This window comes from Arthrobacter sp. NPDC056691 (assembly GCF_042791415.1).
Taxonomy (GTDB): Bacteria; Actinomycetota; Actinomycetes; order Actinomycetales; family Micrococcaceae; genus Arthrobacter.
Genome location: NZ_JBHTXX010000002.1, coordinates 164,956 through 182,006 on the forward strand (window position 1 = coordinate 164,956; position 17,051 = coordinate 182,006).

Annotated in this window: 19 protein-coding genes; 11 read left to right on the forward strand and 8 right to left on the reverse strand. The window is 66.4% G+C overall.

Annotation, left to right across the window (positions count from 1 at the left end):
- Nucleotides 1-21 precede the first annotated feature (21 nt).
- Entirely contained in the window at nucleotides 22-1,410 is a 1,389-nt protein-coding gene (locus tag ACFRAU_RS02730) for a sigma 54-interacting transcriptional regulator (RefSeq protein WP_377998699.1), read from the reverse strand.
- Nucleotides 1,411-1,529: 119 nt separating this feature from the next.
- Here ACFRAU_RS02730 and ACFRAU_RS02735 point away from each other — a divergent pair, with 119 nt between their 5' ends.
- From ACFRAU_RS02735 to ACFRAU_RS02745, 3 genes are all read left to right on the forward strand, one after another.
- Complete coding sequence (locus ACFRAU_RS02735; protein ID WP_377998700.1) at nucleotides 1,530-2,192, forward strand: MSMEG_4193 family putative phosphomutase; 663 nt, start codon at nucleotides 1,530-1,532, stop codon at nucleotides 2,190-2,192.
- Between the two features lie 30 nt (nucleotides 2,193-2,222).
- Entirely contained in the window at nucleotides 2,223-2,924 is a 702-nt protein-coding gene (locus ACFRAU_RS02740; protein ID WP_377998701.1) for an SCO1664 family protein, read from the forward strand.
- Nucleotides 2,925-3,098: 174 nt separating this feature from the next.
- Complete coding sequence (locus tag ACFRAU_RS02745) at nucleotides 3,099-4,145, forward strand: hypothetical protein (protein WP_377998702.1); 1,047 nt, start codon at nucleotides 3,099-3,101, stop codon at nucleotides 4,143-4,145.
- Nucleotides 4,146-4,235: 90 nt separating this feature from the next.
- Here the strand turns inward: ACFRAU_RS02745 and ACFRAU_RS02750 are convergent, their stop codons facing one another.
- The 5 genes from ACFRAU_RS02750 to ACFRAU_RS02770 form a co-directional block, all read right to left on the reverse strand.
- Nucleotides 4,236-5,708: an NAD-dependent succinate-semialdehyde dehydrogenase gene (locus ACFRAU_RS02750; protein ID WP_377998703.1), complete on the reverse strand. Its 1,473-nt coding sequence runs from the start codon at nucleotides 5,706-5,708 to the stop codon at nucleotides 4,236-4,238.
- Between the two features lie 71 nt (nucleotides 5,709-5,779).
- A complete protein-coding gene (locus ACFRAU_RS02755; RefSeq protein WP_377998704.1) occupies nucleotides 5,780-5,926 on the reverse strand; it encodes a hypothetical protein in 147 nt (48 codons plus the stop codon).
- A 109-nt stretch (nucleotides 5,927-6,035) separates the two neighbouring features.
- Complete coding sequence (locus ACFRAU_RS02760) at nucleotides 6,036-6,608, reverse strand: cysteine hydrolase family protein (RefSeq protein ID WP_377998705.1); 573 nt, start codon at nucleotides 6,606-6,608, stop codon at nucleotides 6,036-6,038.
- Nucleotides 6,609-6,634: 26 nt separating this feature from the next.
- Nucleotides 6,635-8,065, reverse strand: coding sequence for a purine-cytosine permease family protein (locus ACFRAU_RS02765; RefSeq protein ID WP_377998706.1), 1,431 nt, complete (start codon nucleotides 8,063-8,065; stop codon nucleotides 6,635-6,637).
- Nucleotides 8,066-8,167: 102 nt separating this feature from the next.
- Nucleotides 8,168-9,094 (reverse strand): flavin reductase, encoded by a 927-nt coding sequence (locus tag ACFRAU_RS02770; RefSeq protein ID WP_377998707.1) that lies wholly within the window; start codon nucleotides 9,092-9,094, stop codon nucleotides 8,168-8,170.
- 152 nt (nucleotides 9,095-9,246) lie between these two features.
- Between ACFRAU_RS02770 and ACFRAU_RS02775 the strand changes: the two genes are divergently transcribed.
- From ACFRAU_RS02775 to ACFRAU_RS02810, 8 genes are all read left to right on the forward strand, one after another.
- Nucleotides 9,247-9,927 carry a GntR family transcriptional regulator gene (locus ACFRAU_RS02775; protein ID WP_377998708.1) on the forward strand — a complete coding sequence of 227 codons (681 nt, stop codon included), beginning with the start codon at nucleotides 9,247-9,249 and terminating at the stop codon, nucleotides 9,925-9,927.
- A 52-nt stretch (nucleotides 9,928-9,979) separates the two neighbouring features.
- Nucleotides 9,980-10,591, forward strand: a complete 612-nt coding sequence (locus tag ACFRAU_RS02780) for an amino acid synthesis family protein (protein ID WP_377996327.1) — start codon at nucleotides 9,980-9,982, stop codon at nucleotides 10,589-10,591.
- Complete coding sequence (locus ACFRAU_RS02785; protein WP_377998709.1) at nucleotides 10,588-11,142, forward strand: amino acid synthesis family protein; 555 nt, start codon at nucleotides 10,588-10,590, stop codon at nucleotides 11,140-11,142. Before ACFRAU_RS02780 ends, ACFRAU_RS02785 begins: the two co-directional genes overlap by 4 nt.
- 12 nt (nucleotides 11,143-11,154) lie before the next feature.
- Nucleotides 11,155-11,892, forward strand: a complete 738-nt coding sequence (locus ACFRAU_RS02790; protein ID WP_377998710.1) for an alpha/beta fold hydrolase — start codon at nucleotides 11,155-11,157, stop codon at nucleotides 11,890-11,892.
- Nucleotides 11,882-13,369, forward strand: coding sequence for an aldehyde dehydrogenase (locus ACFRAU_RS02795; protein ID WP_377998711.1), 1,488 nt, complete (start codon nucleotides 11,882-11,884; stop codon nucleotides 13,367-13,369). The genes ACFRAU_RS02790 and ACFRAU_RS02795 overlap by 11 nt, the downstream gene beginning before the upstream one ends.
- A 5-nt stretch (nucleotides 13,370-13,374) precedes the next feature.
- On the forward strand, nucleotides 13,375-13,656 hold the full coding sequence (locus ACFRAU_RS02800; protein ID WP_377998712.1) for a 4-oxalocrotonate tautomerase family protein: 282 nt from the start codon (nucleotides 13,375-13,377) through the stop codon (nucleotides 13,654-13,656).
- Nucleotides 13,656-14,723, forward strand: coding sequence for an LLM class flavin-dependent oxidoreductase (locus ACFRAU_RS02805; RefSeq protein ID WP_377996321.1), 1,068 nt, complete (start codon nucleotides 13,656-13,658; stop codon nucleotides 14,721-14,723). Before ACFRAU_RS02800 ends, ACFRAU_RS02805 begins: the two co-directional genes overlap by 1 nt.
- Nucleotides 14,724-14,827: 104 nt before the next feature.
- Nucleotides 14,828-16,231, forward strand: coding sequence for an MFS transporter (locus tag ACFRAU_RS02810; RefSeq protein ID WP_377998713.1), 1,404 nt, complete (start codon nucleotides 14,828-14,830; stop codon nucleotides 16,229-16,231).
- On the opposite strand, the gene ACFRAU_RS02815 is transcribed toward ACFRAU_RS02810, so the two are convergent.
- Nucleotides 16,194-16,535, reverse strand: a complete 342-nt coding sequence (locus ACFRAU_RS02815; protein ID WP_377997265.1) for a hypothetical protein — start codon at nucleotides 16,533-16,535, stop codon at nucleotides 16,194-16,196. The two genes, ACFRAU_RS02810 and ACFRAU_RS02815, sit on opposite strands and share 38 nt — an antisense overlap.
- Before the next feature lie 86 nt (nucleotides 16,536-16,621).
- A complete protein-coding gene (locus tag ACFRAU_RS02820) occupies nucleotides 16,622-17,023 on the reverse strand; it encodes a hypothetical protein (protein WP_377997264.1) in 402 nt (133 codons plus the stop codon).
- Between the last annotated feature and the right edge of the window lie 28 nt (nucleotides 17,024-17,051).

Genomic DNA, 17,051 nt, shown 5'->3' on the forward strand with positions numbered 1-17,051 from the left:
TGTACCCCGCGGAAACTGTGCTTAGCCGTAGACCGTTTCCTCGTCGTCGGACTCCTTGGAGATCCGCCGGGCGAGGTAGAGGCCTTCCAACGCAAGTTCGACGGCGGCGGCGCGCTGACCGTCGTTTGCCGCGCCAAGGCGCTCCGTGATTTTGTCGTAGAGGCTCGATCCGTTGAGGGACGGAAGGTTCTCCAGGAACTCCCGCGCCGTGACCTGATCCCCGGTGGTCACGGTGGTGTGGCCGTCGAGCGCGGCCACGAGCGGGCCCATGTCGATACCCTGGAAATGCGCCCGGACGGCTTCGGCAGTGGCCGTGCGCAGCAGGTGGTCCAGAACGCCCTGTTCGCGCCCTTCCTCGCCCGACTCAAACTCGATCTTGCCGGTCAGGACCTCGACGGCGGATTCCAGGTCGATGATCCGCGCCACGGCCTCGTCCTCGCCGCGCACGCTGGCCCGGCGCAGGGCCGCAGCGGCGACGGTTTCCGCGCCGGCGATCGCGAACCGCGCGGAAACGCCGGAGGTCTGGTTGATGGCCGGGGACTGCCGCAGCGCCCGGGTGTAGCGGGCCAGGATCTCGAGGATGACGGGCGGCACGTCGGCCACCAGCTTCCCCTCCTGCCGGATGACGGAGACCTCGTCATCGAGCTCGATCGGGTAGTGAGTGCGGATTTCGGCGCCGAAGCGGTCCTTCAGCGGCGTGATGATCCGGCCGCGGTTGGTGTAGTCCTCCGGGTTGGCGGACGCGACGACGAGCACGTCAAGCGGCAGCCGCAGCACGTAGCCGCGGATCTGGATGTCGCGTTCCTCCATCACATTCAGCATGGACACCTGGATCCGTTCGGCGAGGTCAGGCAGCTCGTTGATGGCGATGATTCCGCGGTTGGAGCGCGGGACCAGGCCGTAGTGGATGGTCTCCGGGTCCCCGAGCCGGCGTCCCTCGGCCACGCGCATCGGGTCGACGTCGCCGATGAGGTCGGCCACGGAGGTGTCCGGCGTCGCGAGCTTTTCGACGTACCGTTCCGAGCGGTGGCGCCAGGCCACCCGCATCCGGTCGCCTTCGGTGAGGGCACGGGCGCGGGACTGCTCGGTGATCGGTTCGTACGGGTGCTCGTTGAGTTCCGATTCCTCGATCACCGGCGACCACTCGTCCAGCAGCCCGGCCAGGGTGCGGAGCAGCCGGGTCTTGCCCTGCCCGCGTTCGCCGAGCAGGACGACGTCGTGCCCCGCGATCAGGGCACGTTCGAGCTGCGGCAGGACGGTCCGGCTGAACCCGAACAACCCCGGCCACGGATCGCGGCCCGCCGCGAGCGCGGCGATCAGATTGTCACGGATTTCATGGCGCAGGTCCTTGTGGACGTGGCCGGATGCACGCAGTTCGCCAACGGTGAAGATATCGGGACGATCACTCACCCCTCTACCGTAGTCCTCGACCCTGCCGGGAATCGAGCAATTTCGATACCGCTACCGCTTCGCGGCTCCCCCGCCCTTGCAAGCTCGGTCGGGGCCCCTGCCGCTACGCTTAGATCCTGATGACTGCAGCAGCACCGTCCGCACCGCCTTCGAAAGCCCGGGGCACGCTCCTCCTTCTGGTGCGCCACGGGGAGACGCCCACCACGGGCATGGTGCTGCCGGGGCGGGCACCAGGGCTGCACCTGTCCGACCGTGGCCGGGCCCAGGCCGAGCGCGTGGCGGAACGGCTCGTGGGCCTGCCGGTCGATGCCGTCTACTCCTCGCCGCTGGAGCGAACGTGCGAGACGGCCCAGCCCACGGCAGCCAGCGCAGGTCTGGACGTGCGCAAGGACGCCGGCCTGATTGAATGCGACTTCGGCGAGTGGACCGGCGCCGCGCTGGCCGAACTGGCGGGCTTGCCGGAATGGCAGAAGGTGCAGCACAACCCGTCGGCCTTCCGCTTCCCGAACGGCGAGAGCTTCACGCAGATGCAGGCGCGGATCGTTGGGGCGCTCGAGGTGCTGGGCGCAGCGCACGCCGGGGGCGTCGTCGTCTGCTTTTCCCATGCCGATCCCATCAAGGCGGCTGTTGCTCATGCCCTGGGCACGCCCCTGGACCTTTTCCAGCGGATCGTCATCAGCCCCGGGTCGGTCTCCGCCATCTCCTATTCGGACGGTCAGGCGCCGGCCGTGCTCATGGTGAATTCGACGTCGGAACCGCTGAGCGGGCTGAGGGTTCCGTGAGACGGGGCGGACCGTGAAACGGGGCAGCCGGTGTCCGGACGCGAGCTGACGCTGCTGGCGGAGGGGCAGGTTGAGCTGCTCGGGCGCATTCCGCGCAGCAGCAACGAAACGTTCCTGGTGGAGATTTCCGCGGGGGACGACACCGGCTTTGCCGTGTACAAGCCGGAGGCCGGGGAGCGGCCGCTGTCCGATTTTGAGCCCGGGCTGTACCGGCGGGAGCGTGCGGCGTACCTGCTCAGCGAGTCCCTGGGCTGGGGAATCGTGCCGCCGACGGTGATCCGCGAGGAAGCCCCACTGGGTGTCGGCTCACTCCAGTGGTTCATCGACTGCGACTTCAGCGAGCACTACTTCACCCTGTACGCCGATGTCCCGGAGACCCACAGCGACCTGGCCCGCATCGCCCTGTTCGATTACGTCGCCAACAACACTGACCGCAAAAGCGGTCACGTGCTGCGCGGCGACGACGGGCGGGTGTGGGGCATCGACCACGGGCTGTGCTTCTCGGCGATCTTCAAGCTGCGCACCGTGATTTGGGACTTTGCGGGCGACCCCATCCCCGAAGCCCTGCTCGAGGACATCGCCCCGCTCGCCGAGGCTGTGCCTGCCAGTGTGGCCGAACTGCTCGACGGCGACGAGGCCGCCTCCCTGCGGCGCCGGGTCCGGCGCTTGCTGCACGAACCGGTGCTGCCCGTTGACCGCACCGGGATGCGCTACCCGTGGCCGCTGGTCTAAGCGGCGTGGACCTCTCGGCGGCCTCGGGGGGACCCTCCGGCGGAGACCTTCAGGGAACTTCCAAGGTTTATCCAAGGTTTGTACCGTATACGGCAACTTCCACTCCTGCGGCGCTGCCCGAGTCATAGTCTGACGTCGGTTGACGGGACGGAAACTCAATAAATGAGTTCTGCGATGCCAGCCGACAAGGAGGATCTGATGCGTGCTGTGGGGCAGCAACCGAACTTGAAATTCCGGGCAGCGGCGGCGGCCATCGCCCTGGCGGCGTCGGCGGCCGGCTTCGCGGGCCTCGCCGGACCGGCGCAGGCAGCGTCGTCGAAAGGGTGCGTGGGCGGCGGCTTCGCGGTGCTGGGCAAGACCGGTGAATTCGACGGCACAGTCGGGGCAACCGGGGGCCGGTTCGTGGTCCAGGGCAAGTATGTCCGGTTCGAGGTGGACCCGGCGAACTTCGCGATTTACAACTACGCTTTCACCGGCGCGGCCAATGAACTCGACATCACCGGCGGCCGGTACACCCCGGTCTTTGCCAGCAAGATCCCCGACCACCGCGGACTCACACTGACCGGCACCATCGCCCTTGAGGTCAAGGACCAAGAAGCAACTCTCTCCCGGACAGGCACCGGCGGGCTGTCCATGACGATCCAGGCCAAGGACTGCGCCAATGGCGGGCTGTTCCAGATGGAGCCCGAACGCGGCGACGGCACCCGGACCCGCATCGTGCACAGCCTCGCCACCGAAGCCTTCTACTTTGACAACGCCAACTTCCGCGCGCGCCTCGGCGATTACGTCGGATCCGCCTGCACCAGTGTGCAGACCGGACCGCCAAGCCAGTTCTGCGTCCGGGTCCGGCCCCGGGTGAATATCGGCAACAATGTCTCAGCCAAGTTCGCCGTCCGCGACAGCGCCCAGGTGGCCGACCGGGTGCCGCAAGCGGCCTGCGGCCCGGACTTCACCAACGCCCTCGGCCTCAGCGAGACCCGCAACCATTGCGGCGGCATGTCCGTCTGGGACGTCGCCAGCGGCGGCCGGATGGGCATGGTCACCGGCGAAGACGCCACCGAAGTGGCCAACTCCCCCACCGAGTGCGTCCAGGACTGCCAGGCCCAGAACCAGGTCCGCGGCCGCCTCGCCGTCCTCGGCTTCCCCTTCCCGGTTTCCACCGGAAGCCGGCTCACACCGAGGACCTCAACAGACGGGCTTACGGCACCCTTGACGCGCTGACCGCCAGGTATATAACTCCGGAGTTTTTGTCCAGATAATCGGCCCTAATGGACCTTTTGCGGCCATTATCTGGACAAAAACTCCCAGTTTCTATGCGTAGGGGTCGGCTATACCGATGTACTGGGTGGTGGTGTACTCGGCGATGCCCTCGGCGCCGCCCTCACGCCCCAGGCCGGACTGCTTGACTCCGCCGAAGGGTGCCGCGGCGTTGGAAATGACACCCGCGTTGAAGCCGACCATGCCGAATTCAATCTGCTCGGACACGCGGAACATCCGCGCGTAGTCGCGGGTGTAAAGGTAAGCAGCAAGGCCGTACTCGGTCGAGTTGGCCATGGCGATGGCCTCTTCCTCGGTGCTGAAGGTGGTGATCGGGGCGACCGGACCGAAGATCTCGGTGCGCAGGATCTCCGCGGTGTTGGAGACGCCGGCCAGGACGGTGGGCTGGTAGAAGTAGCCGGGGCCATCCACGGGCGCACCGCCGGTGATAACCGTTGCACCGGCAGCGACGGCGTCCTCCACCAGGGCATGCACGTCCTTGCGCGCGCCGCCGTCGATCAGCGGACCCACCGTGACGCCGGCGTCGGTGCCACGGCCAGGCCGAAGTGCCTTCATGGCCCCGGCGAACCTGGCCGTGAATTCCTCCGCCACGGACTCGTGCACGAGGAACCGGTTGGCGGCGGTGCACGCCTCACCCATGTTGCGCATCTTCGCCGCCATCGCGCCCTGCACCGCCTTGTCCAGGTCAGCGTCCTCGAACACGATGAACGGGGCGTTGCCGCCGAGTTCCATCGAGGAGCGCAGCACGTTCCGGGACGCCTCCGCCATCAGCTGCTTGCCCACCGGCGTCGAGCCCGTGAAGGAAACCTTTCGGAGGCGGGCATCCTTCAGCAGGGGTCCGGAGATGGAAGAAGCCGACGACGACGACACGACGTTCAGCACTCCGGCCGGCAGGCCCGCTTCGATCATCACCTGCGCGAAGAGCTGAGAGGTCAGCGGCGTGAGCTTTGCCGGCTTGAGCACCATGGTGCAGCCGGCCGCCACGGCAGGCGCCACCTTGCGGGTGGCCATCGCCAGCGGGAAATTCCATGGCGTGATCAGCAGGCACGGGCCCACCGGCTTGTGCTGAACGAGGATCTTGTTCTTGCCTTCGGGCGTGGTCAGGTACCGGCCGTAATCGCGGACCGCTTCTTCCGAGAACCAGCGCAGGAACTCGGCAGCGTAGGCCACCTCGCCCCGCGCCTCGGCCAGCGGCTTCCCCATTTCCAAGGTCATCAGCAGGGCGAAGTCCTCGGCGCGTTCGGTGACCAGATCGAAGGCCCGGCGCAGGATCTCGGCCCTGTGCCGCGGTGCCGTGCGCGCCCAGGACGTCTGGACACCGTCCGCTGCGTCGAGCGCGGCGAGGGCGTCCTCGCTGGTGGCCGAGGCCAGCGTCGCCAGGACCTTGCCGGTTGCCGGGTCCTCGACGTCGAACGTGCCTCCGCCGGAGGCGTCCCGCCATGCGCCGTTGATCAGCAGCCCGGTGGGCACTGACGCCAGCAGTCCGGTCTCGCGTTCAGTGGTCACAATGTTTCCTTCAGCCACATCGGGCTCCTTACTATGCGTAGCTCATGTTCGGTCTTCGACGATCCGCGGCTCTATCTCAGCGCCTTGGAGGACTGTGTCCAGCCAGGAACCCGGTTGGAGAACCGGCTGATCTTGGCGGGGACGGTCCAGCGGTACGCGTCGTGCTCGTCGTTGATCGTCAGCCGGCGCCGCTTGCTGACGGCGGTGAACGTGTGCACCAGCCAAGGGTTTGCCGCCCGCGCCACTCAACGACTACAGCCACCACGGCCCGGGGCGGGCAGACTGTGGGGTCTTCTTCGGTTCGTGGCCTTTGCAGTGTTGCGGTGCTCATCCGGTGCTCGTGGTGCGGGCGAGGAACTCCTGGCTGGTGACCACTTCACACATCGGCGAGAGCAGTTCCAGGAGGGCCAGGGTCTGCTTCTGGGCTTCGTCGCTGACCGCGGCGCAGGCATCGGAAACGACAGTCACGAAGCGACCGCCGTCGATGGCGCCGAGGGCCGTCGACAGGACACAGCAGTCCGTGGCCACGCCGGTGAGGACCATCTCCGCGCCTTCGGGAACCAGGGCGGCGAGCTCCGGTCCCCACTTGGAGAAGGTCGGGGCATCGACCACCGTTGCCCCGCCCGGGACATCCATGGTGATGTCCCAGGCCTCGGAGCCGGACGGGAACCGCATGCCGTTCCAGCGCCGGTAGTAGGCGGCCCAGGCGCCGGTCTCGGCTTCGTCCCGGATGAACCGGGTGAAGACGGGACCGGAGCCGAGCGCCTGCTGCAGGCGGCTGATGACTGGCACGATCTCCTGGTACCGGGGCACCTGCCACTGGCCCTCGTCGCGGAACGCCCGCTGCATGTCGATCACCACGAGCGTCCTGCCCTCCAGCCCGGAACGGTCGACGCTCACAGGGCCTGCTTTCACAGGGTCTGTTTTCACAGGGTCTGGGCCGCGGCGCCGCGGTCGAGCATTTCCCGTCCGGAGAGGCGCTGGCGCCGGTGGGTGGCGAAGTAGACACCCGCTGCGACCGCTCCGCCGACATAGTAGGAGAGGTCACCGATCTGCGGGAAGGCGGCCGCGATGGGTCCGGTGTAGATCGAGGACATCCAGAACGGGGAGGAAAGTACGACGCCGGCAGCCCAGGCCACGAAACCCCATTCGAACTTCCGGCTCTTGTCGAAGAGCTCGCGCAGGCCCCGTTCGGTGCGCCGGCCTCCGAACAGGTAGTCGCACACGAGGACGGCGACGTACGGGGCGATGCAGTACGCGGTCAGGTTGAGGAAGGCGGTGAAGCCGCTGTTGAACCCGGTCTGGCCCCACAGCGCCACGAGGTAGGAGGCCACGCAGATGAAGACCACTGCCGTGTGGCGCTTGACGGGGACGCCCATGGTCTGGATGGAGATGGCACCGCCGTAGACGTTCAGGAAGTTCTGGGTGAAGGAGGACAGGGCGACGACGCCGAGGCCGACGGCGGCCCAGGGGCCCATGAGCTCCTTGAGCGCACCGATGCTGTCGGATGCGGTGGTGGTGGATCCGAGGAGGGTGCCCAGGATGCCCATCCAGACGAGGGTGACGAAGTTCCCCGACATGGTGGCCCAGCCGGCGCCGCGCCGGTTGCCCGGGGTGTTGGGCAGGTAGCGGGAGTAGTCGGAGGCGAACGGCATCCAGGCGACGATGAAGGAGAAGAACCAGCCGAAGAAGATGATCCATCCGCCGATGCCGTCAAAGCCGGGGGCGGATTCGTTGGCGGTGTTGACGACCTTGCCGTTGGCCGCTGCCACGATGGTGATGAAGACGAAGCCGACCACCAGGACGAACGACAGGATGCGCTGCAGGAAGTGGATCAGGTTGTAGCCGATGACGGCCACCCCGAGCTGGATGCCCATGAGGATCAGGGCTGAAAGCCAGAACGGAATATCGGTCAGCAGTGCGATGGCCTGGCCGCCGAGGATGACGGTCACGGCAGCCCAGCCGATGCCGGCAAACACGTTCACGTAGGCCACCGGGAACAGGTTGCCGATGAAGCCGAGCGGTCCCCGGCCCTGCATCTGCTGCGGGACGCCCAGCCGGACTCCCATTGCCGACAGGTATCCCATTCCTGCCGAGGAGGTCACGCCGGCGAGGACGATCGCCAGGACCGCTGCCCAGAAGGGGAGTCCGAAGTAGGTGGCACTGAAGCCGAGGACGACGATGGGGAAGTTCATTCCCGCGGCGAACCAGAGGAAGAACTGGGAGCGGGGCTTCCCGTGGCGTTCGACGTCGGGGATGTGCTCGATGCCGTAGGGCTCGATTTTGGTGAGGCTGTCGCGGTAACCGCGGTCTTCGGCGACGCTGTTTTCGGCGGCGCGCATGGTGTCTGGGCTCATTGTTGTCCTAATGTGGGATGCGCACCTAGGTGCGCTGCTTGAGAGCAGATTGGGTCGGCGCGGCTGGTTTCCTGTCCGAGGGTGGTCAGCCGCGCCGGAACTTTAGAGTTGGGCGAGTTCGGCGCCGTCGAAGAACCGTCCGGCCTTGTAGACCATTGGCGCGGTGCTGCTGGTTTCCGCGTGGCGGACCCGGCAGATGAAGACCGTGTGGGTCTTGGCTTGGAACCGTTCCTGGATTTCGGCTTCGAGGGAAGCAGCGGAGCCGTCCAGGAGGGGGCTTCCCTGGGGCCCTTCATGCCAGTCGAGCTCGGCGAATTTGTCCGCCGCCTTCGAGGCGAAGACCTTCACCGTGTCCAGCTGCTCGGTTCCCAGGATGTTGATGCCGAGGTGGCTGGAGGAGAAGAGCGCAGGGTAGGTGCTGGACGTCTTCTGGACGCATACAAGCACCAGGGGCGGTTCGAGCGAGACGGAGCAGTAGGAGTTGGCCGCCAGCCCCTTGGGGGTTTCGCCTTCCTTGGTGGTCACGACGGTAACTCCGGTGATGAACTGCCGGTTGAAGGCCTTCATCAGGTCCGGGTCGATTTCCGGGAAGTCGTCGCCGTCGGAAACGGTGGGTGCTGCAATGCCGCGCAGGGGCCGGATGCCGAGGCCGGCGAGCAGCTCGCTTCCGTCCCAGGTCACCGATTCCCGAACGATCCTGCCCTCCTCGAGGACCAGGATGTTCGAACCCCGGGTCTGTACGGTGAGTCCCGTTGCCGGAACCCCAAGATATTCATTGGTGTGTGTGCCGGTGGATGTCCAGAAGACGGCGACGGTGCCGTCCCCTTCGACGACGTCATCGACCGTGGTGCGCAGGTCGGGGAAAGCCCCCCGCACCGCAGCGATCTCTGACTTGAGGCCAGCGAGGTCGACAGTTGCACCCGTCGCCTTGCTGGTGCGCGTGTAGCCGGCGGCTACGAGGCCATCGAGGGCATCAAGGTCTCCCTTGTCCCAGGCCGCGAGCCAAGCCGATGTGATGAGCGGTTCCAAGGTCTGTTGCATACCAATGACGGTAATCCAGCTCACAACCTAAGGTCAAGAGGAATATGAAATTCCGCGGATTTCCTAGAAAACAGCGAGTTTTCGAAAAGTATCGCCACAACTGTTGACGCTGCTGATGCATGCAACATACGCTTTCATGTATGCAAGATGATCTCGAAGTAGTCAGGGAAGCAGCTGACCGTGACGGACTCCTGGACCGGATCCGCCGACTCGTCCTCGGAGGCGATTTTCCCCCGGGTGCAGTCGTCCCCGAGGCTTTCCTCGCCCAGGAGTTCGACGTGAGCCGGACTCCGATCCGAGAGGCGCTTAAGCAGCTTCAGCACGAAGGCCTGGTGGAGATCCGCCCAAAGGTGGGCACCTTCGTGCGGGAACCCACCCGCAGGGAGATCATCGAGCTCTTCCAGCTCAAGGAATCTTTGGAGGGACTCGCGGCATCCCTGCTTGCCCGCCGCGGTGAGGTCCAGGAACTGTCCGTGCTGCGGCGGAACCTTGAGGAGTCCGAAATGGCTTCCCTCACGCATGACACCGACGCCTATGCCCGGCTGGTGCACGAGTTTCACTGGACGATCGTCCGCGGCTCGGATAACCGCAAGCTTGTTGAGCATTACGAGCGGCTCATGAACCAGCTCGCCTACCAGCGGCTGGTCCTGCGCACGGTTGAGCATCCGGGCAGGCTCGAGGCCTCCACCCGTGAACACCGCGCCGTCCTGGACATGATCGAGCATAAAGACCCCTTCGGGGCCGAATCCGCCATGCGGAACCACGTCCACGCCTCATCGCGGGAGGCCCTGACCGACCCGGCGCAAGACCGCCGGAACTGACCCAACGTCCACGAAAGGAAGCCATGCGCTTCTCCATGATTGAAGAGCCCAAATGACGAACGACCAAAGCTTCGGCATCCGCAAGATCGTGTATTACAGCGAGGAAATCCTGCTCGAAAACGGCCACTCCCCCGCCGTGCCCGCGGTCCGCGCAACGGCAGCGGCCGTGGTCAGCAACCCATGGCTCGGTGGCAACGCGACCGATGACCTAAGCGACGAAGTGGTGCAGCTTGCCCCGGTGCTGGCGCGCAAGCTCACCGACGTGCTCGCTGCCAACCTCGGCGGCGTGGACGCAATCCAGGCCTTCGGCAAGGCCGCGATTGTGGGCACCGACGGCGAAATCGAACACGGCGCCGCGCTCATCCACACACCGTTCTTCGGCAACCTCGTCCGCGAGTACTTCGAAGGCGAATCCATCATCTGCTTCGCCGATGACCGCGGCGACGCCGGCGCCTCACTCGTCGTACCCCTCTGGCACAAGAACGCCGCAGCAACGCGGACCCACTACCAAACCATCACCACACGCATCGGTGACGCACCCCGCCCGGGTGAGATCGTCGTCGTCCTCGGTGCATCAACCGGGCCACGCCCCCACTCCCGCATCGGTGACCGCCTCACCGACCCGATCGTCAAAGCAGACACACTAGGAGAACTTGTTTCATGAGCATCCGTAAGATCGTCACCCTGACCGAAGACGTCCTCATCGAAGGAGGCCGCGAAGTCAGCCCCGCCGCACGCGTTGCCGTCGTCGCCGCCATCGTCAAGAATCCCTGGGCAGGCCAGGGATTCGTCGAGGACCTTTCCGCCGGCATCGACGGCAACGCATCCGCCATCGGGGCGCTGCTGGCCCCCCGCGTGCTCGAGGCCCTTGGCTCCCCGGCCGAAGCGTACGGCAAGGCCGCCATTGTGGGGCTGAACGGCGAAATCGAGCACGGTTCAGGGCTCATCCACACGCTCGCCTTCGGAAACCATTTCCGCGACGCCGCCAACGCCACCACGCTCCTTCCGGCAGTGGAAAAGCGCGGGCCGGCCGGTGTTGTCTTCGACATCCCACTCAAGCACATTACTGACGCCACCATCCGCTCCCACCACCAGAGCATCGAGGTGCGGATCAACGACGCACCGCACGCCGATGAAATCGTGATCGCCCTCGCCGCCGCTGCCCGGGGCCGGCCCCAGCAGCGCCTGGCAGCGTTCGCCACCGAAACGAAGTAGGTGCCAGCCGCCGTGAGCCGCGACCGCATCGCCCTAATCCACGGCGTCGGCCTCGACGGGTCGATGTGGGGCCCCCTTCGCGAATTCCTTGAACCGGAATACGACGTCCAGGTCCTGGAACTCCTGGGACACGGACGCCGGCCGCCGGCGCCTGGTGGGGTGACGCTTGCCGGGCTCGCGGCGGATGCCGCCGAACAACTCGAGCCGGACACGCACCTGGTGGGGTTCTCGCTGGGTGCCCTCGTGGCCCAGCACCTGGCCAGGTTCAGGCCAGACCTGGTTGCCAGCCTGGCCTCTGTCGCCTCGGTCTGCGCACGCACCTCCGAGGAGCACGCCGCTGTCATGGTCCGGCTGGCCTCGGCGGGATCCGATTTTCCGGCTACGGTGGAGGCATCAATCCGCCGGTGGTATCCGGAAGGGTCCGCCGTCCCGGCCGGGCTGGTCGAAGCGACCCGGGAGGTCCTGCTCAGGAATGACCCTGAGTCCTTCCTGGCCTGCTACCGCGTGTTCGCCACCGCAGACGCGGAAATCGCCGCCGAACTGCCCCTGATCACCGTCCCCTCCCATGCCGTGACCGGCGAGCTGGACCCGGGGTCGACACCCGAAATGAGCGCCCGGCTGGCCGCCGCCATCCCCGGCTGCACCTACTCGATCATCAGCGGCGCCCGCCACATGATGCCGGTGGAACGTCCCCAAGAGCTCGCCAACACGCTTACCGCTTTCATCAAGGAGCATTCACATGTCCGTTGAACGCCGCTACAACCACTTCATCAACGGGGAGTGGGTCCCGCCGTCGGGTGGTGACTACTTCGACAGCACCAACCCGGCAACCCTTGACGTCCTGTACCAGGCCGCACGGGGTAACGCGGCCGACGTCGAGCGCGCCGTCTCAGCGGCGTCCGCGGCCTTCGAGAATCCCAGCTGGCGGAACCTTAGCCAGACCAAGCGCGGCCACCTGCTCCGCCGTCTCGGTGATCTGGTGGGCGAGCACGCCGACGAGCTCGCCCGGATGGAAAGCCAGGACAACGGCAAGCTCCTGCGGGAGATGCGGGCCCAGCTGGCGGCCATGCCGGAGTATTACTACTACTATGCCGGGCTGGCCGACAAGATCCAGGGCGACACCATTCCCGGTTCCACCCCGGCCATCCTGAACTACACGCTCCGCGAACCGCTGGGCGTGGTGGGTGCCATCACGCCGTGGAACTCGCCGCTGACGCTGACCACCAGCAAGCTCGCCCCCGCACTTGCGGCCGGCAACACCATCGTCATCAAGCCGTCCGAATACACCTCGGCCACCGTCCTCCGCCTGGCCGCCCTTGCCGACGAGGCAGGATTCCCGGCAGGTGTGATCAACGTGGTCACCGGCTTCGGTGCAGAGGCCGGCGCGGCCCTGGTGGACGACGCGCGGCTGGCCAAGGTCTCGTTTACCGGCAGCACCGCCACCGGCGCGCGGATCGCCTCGTCAACGGCGTCGCGCTTCATCGGCTCCACCCTGGAGCTGGGCGGCAAGTCACCGAACATCGTCTTCGCCGACGCCGACATCACGAACGCGTCCATGGGTGTTGTGGCAGGCATCTTCGCCGCGGCAGGCCAGACCTGCATCGCGGGCAGCCGCGTCTTCGCCCACAAGTCCGTCTACGACGAACTGCTGGAGCGCGTCGCCAACCGTGCCAGGAGCATCGTGATTGGCGATCCGCTCCTCGACGCCACCGAACTTGGCCCCCTGGCGTTCCAGGACCAGCGCGACAAGGTAGCCAGCTACCTTGACCTGGGCGTCTCGGAAGGCGCTACCGTCCTGACCGGCGGCGGCCGCCCCAACATCCCGCTGGGCGGCTACTTCTTCGAGCCCACCGTGCTGACCGACGTCGACAATTCCATGCGCGTGGTGCGGGAGGAAATCTTCGGCCCCGTGGCGGCCATCATGCCCTTCGAAACGGAGGAGGAGGTCCTGCGGCTCGCGAACGACACCACGTACGGACTCGCCGCCGGGGTCTGGACCACCAACCTGGCCCGGGCGCACCGGATGGCCAGCCGGCTGGAGGCGGGAACGGTGTGGGTGAACACGTACCGGGCCATGTCCCCGGCGTCCCCGCGCGAGGGTTTCAAGACCAGCGGCGTCGGCGTCGAACACGGCATCGAGAGCATCCGCGAGTACACCAGGCTCAAGAGCATCTGGATCAACACGGACGAGTCCCCCATCGCCGACCCCTTCATCATGAGGAGCTGACCACCTTGCCTCTTATCGAAGTCTCCATCGCCCGGGGCCGGACCCCCGAGCAGCTCCGCGCGCTCATTGGCGAACTGCACCGCGCCGCCGAGAACGCCGTGGGCGCAGCACCGGAAAACACCACCGTCATCATCCGCGAGATTGAGCACGAGCACTGGTCCCGCGGCAACCAGACCATCGCCGAACGCAACGCGGCGGCCGCGGCCCCCGCCCAGCAGGCAATTGTCCAGCAGGCAACTGCCCAGCAGGCGCCGGCGAGCATCGCCGCAGATCGAAGGAGTTCCTAATGCGTTTTTCCCTTTTCGTCCACATGGAGCGCTGGGACGAGTCCGTCTCACACCGCGAGTGCTTCGAGAACCTGACGGAGCTCGCGCTCATCGCGGAGGCCGGCGGCTTCAGCACCGTCTGGATTGGTGAGCACCACTCCATGGAGTACACCATCTCCCCCAGCCCGATGCCCCAGCTCGCCTACCTTGCGGCGCGGACCTCGCGCATCCGCCTTGGCGCCGGAACCATCATCGCGCCGTTCTGGAACCCGCTCCGCGTGGCCGGCGAGACGGCGCTCCTGGACGTCATCAGCAACGGCCGGATGGAAGTGGGACTGGCGCGCGGCGCGTACCAGTTCGAGTTCGACCGCCTCATGGGCGGCATGTCCGCTGTCGACGGCGGCAAGCACCTGCGCGAGATGGTCCCGGCCGTGCGCGCCCTCTGGGAAGGCGACTACGCGCACGACGGCGAGGTCTGGCAGTTCCCGACCTCCACCAGCGTCCCCAAGCCAGTGCAGAAGCCGACGCCGCCCATGTGGATCGCCGCCCGCGACATCTCCTCGCACGAGTTCGCCGTCGCCAACGGCTGCAACGTGATGGTGACGCCGCTGATGAAGGGCGACGAGGAGGTCGAGGACCTCGCGCGCAAGTTCGACACCGCCGTCGAGAACAACCCCGGCGTCCCCCGCCCGGACCTCATGGTGCTCCGCCACACCCACGTCCACCCCGCGGACGAGCCGGACGGCTGGCGGCGTCCGGCCGAGGGCATCAACAAGTTCTACCGGACGTTCGATGCCTGGTTCGGCAACAAGACCGCCCCGAAGAACGGTTTCCTCGAGCCCAGCCCTGAGGAGAAGTTCGCCGGCCGCCCGGAGTTCACGCCGGAGTCCCTGCACCAGACGGCGATGATCGGGACGCCGGAGGAGGTCATCGAGCGGCTCCGCCACTACGAGGCACTCGGCGTCACCGAGTTCAGCCTCTGGTCCGACAACAGCCTCACCCACGAGGAGAAGAAGCGCTCCCTCGAGCTCTTCATCGAGCACGTGGTGCCGGCCTTTCAGGAGCAGCCCGTAGCCGCGGCGCGGTGATTCCAGCGCGTTGCGCTTAAGGGAAGCGGACGACGGCGGGAGGGACCGCCGTCGTCCGCTTGCTGCCGTGTCCGTGCCCGTCAGTTCTCAGTAAACTGGGACGCATGACCGAGCAGGAACCGGCCCCGGTCCAGGACGCCGAGGCTCCCCGTCTGACCGATCCCGACGCCGTCGATACCTCCTTGCGCAGCCAGGCACAGCGGTCCCGCACCTTCGCCGGAATCCTGGTGAACACGGCGCTGGCCAACATCACCACCAGCTACCTCTGGTTCGCGCTGACGTTCTGGGTGTACCTGGAGACGCGCAACGTGATCGCCACCGGGGTGGTCGGCGGCGCGTACATGCTGTTAATCGCCCTTTCCAGCATCAGCTTCGGCACTTTCGTGGACCGCTACCGCAAGCTGGCGGTGATGCGCTTCGCCGCCGGCTTCACCCTGGTGATGTTCGTGTTGTCCGGAGTCATGTTCCTGCTGGCACCCACCGCCCTGATCCTGGACCTGGCCCGGCCCTGGTTCTGGATCTTTACGCTGATCATCCTGGTGGGTGCGGTGGTGGAAAACCTGCGGAACATCGCGCTGTCCACCACGGTCACCATCCTCATCGAGCCCGACCGGAGGGCCAACGCCAACGGGCTGGTGGGCATGGTGCAGGGACTGATGTTCATCGTCACTTCCCTGCTCTCGGGGCTGTCCGTCGGGCTGCTGGGCATGGGGTGGACGATCGTCGTCGCCCTGGTGCTCACCGCATTGGCCTTCGCGCACCTGCTCACCCTGCGCATGCCCGAGGAAGTGCGCGCGGCGGCCTCGGATGCGCAAGGCGGCTTCGATCTGCGCGGTTCACTCGCTGCCGTGCTTGCGATAGCCGGACTGTTCGCGCTCATCTTGTTCTCCACGTTCAACAACTTCATCGGCGGCGTCTACATGGCGCTGATGGACCCGTACGGTCTGGAGATGTTCTCCGTGGAGATGTGGGGCGCCGTCTTCGCGCTCGGCTCCACCGGTTTCATTGTGGGCGGAGCACTGATCGGCAAGTTCGGGCTCGGTGCCAACCCGCTGCGCACCCTGCTCATCGCCGTGGCGGTGATGGGGCTCCTCGGTGCGGTGTTCACGCTGCGGGAGTGGGCCTGGCTGTACGTCGCGGGCATCTGGCTGTATCTGGTCCTGATACCGTTCGTGGAGGCCGCCGAGCAGACCGTCATCCAGCAGGTGGTGCCGCTGCCCCGCCAGGGCCGGGTGTTTGGATTCGCCATGGCATTCGAGTCGGCTGCGGCGCCGGTCACCGCGTTCCTCATTGCCCCCATTGCCCAGTTCTGGATCATCCCGTACGCGCGCTCGGCCGAAGGCGCCGCCCAGCTGGCCCCGCTCCTTGGCGAGGGCACCTCCCGGGGCATCGCCCCGGTGTTCCTCGTGGCCGGAATCATCATGATCGCGGCCGCGTTGGGGGCTTTTCTTACGCCTGTGTACCGCCGCGTCACGGCCTCGTATGCGCGGGCGGCTGCAGACGGCTGATGGCGATGATCCGGACGGTCACTCCCACCAACACCAGAACGACGCCCAGCGCAATCAGGATCCAGGTAGGAGCCGCAGCCGCCCCGATGCTGCGGTAGCAGCCCGCCGCTGCTCTGGCGCCGTGGCGGAGCGCGTCGAATACCTGCGCGGCACGGCTGTCCGGCATCAGCGGGCTGCCACACAGCGGGCCCGTCTTCTGCAGGCCGAAGACGATCCCGGCGAGCAAAACAGCGAAGCCGGCTCCAATCAGCCAGAGCCAGCCCTGCCATGCGGCGGATTTCCGCCGGATCGTTATACCTCGCACGTCACTCCCTAGAAAACGGCGGTACCGAAATCATAAGGGGAATTGTCCTGAAACGGACGACGGCGGGACGTCCCGCCGTCGTTCGCTTAGGCGCAGCGGGCTGCGCGAGGCGCTTCGACAATGGCCAGCTGGCCGGTTTCGGGGACACCAGGAAATTGCAGCTGCGATGCTTCAACAATGGCCAATTGGCCGGTTTCGGGGACACCTGGAAACTGCACCTGATGTGCTTCAGGGGCGGGCGCCGGCGACTCCTGCGTGGCGCGCATCCGAAGAAGTGCTACCGCAGAAATGAGGAACCAGGCGACGTTCGTGACCACGGACGGCCAGGCTTCGTGGAATGCGCCATTGATAATGAAGGCACAAGAACCCAGGAGATTCGCCAGCTGGAAGCCTTTGCCGGCCTTCAGCCAACCCATGGACACTGCCAGGTACGCACTGAGTATCGCAACCGCGCCTGCCCAACCGGAGATTTCCCACAGCAGTTCCATGATGTCCTTTCAGGGTTGATGCCCGGCT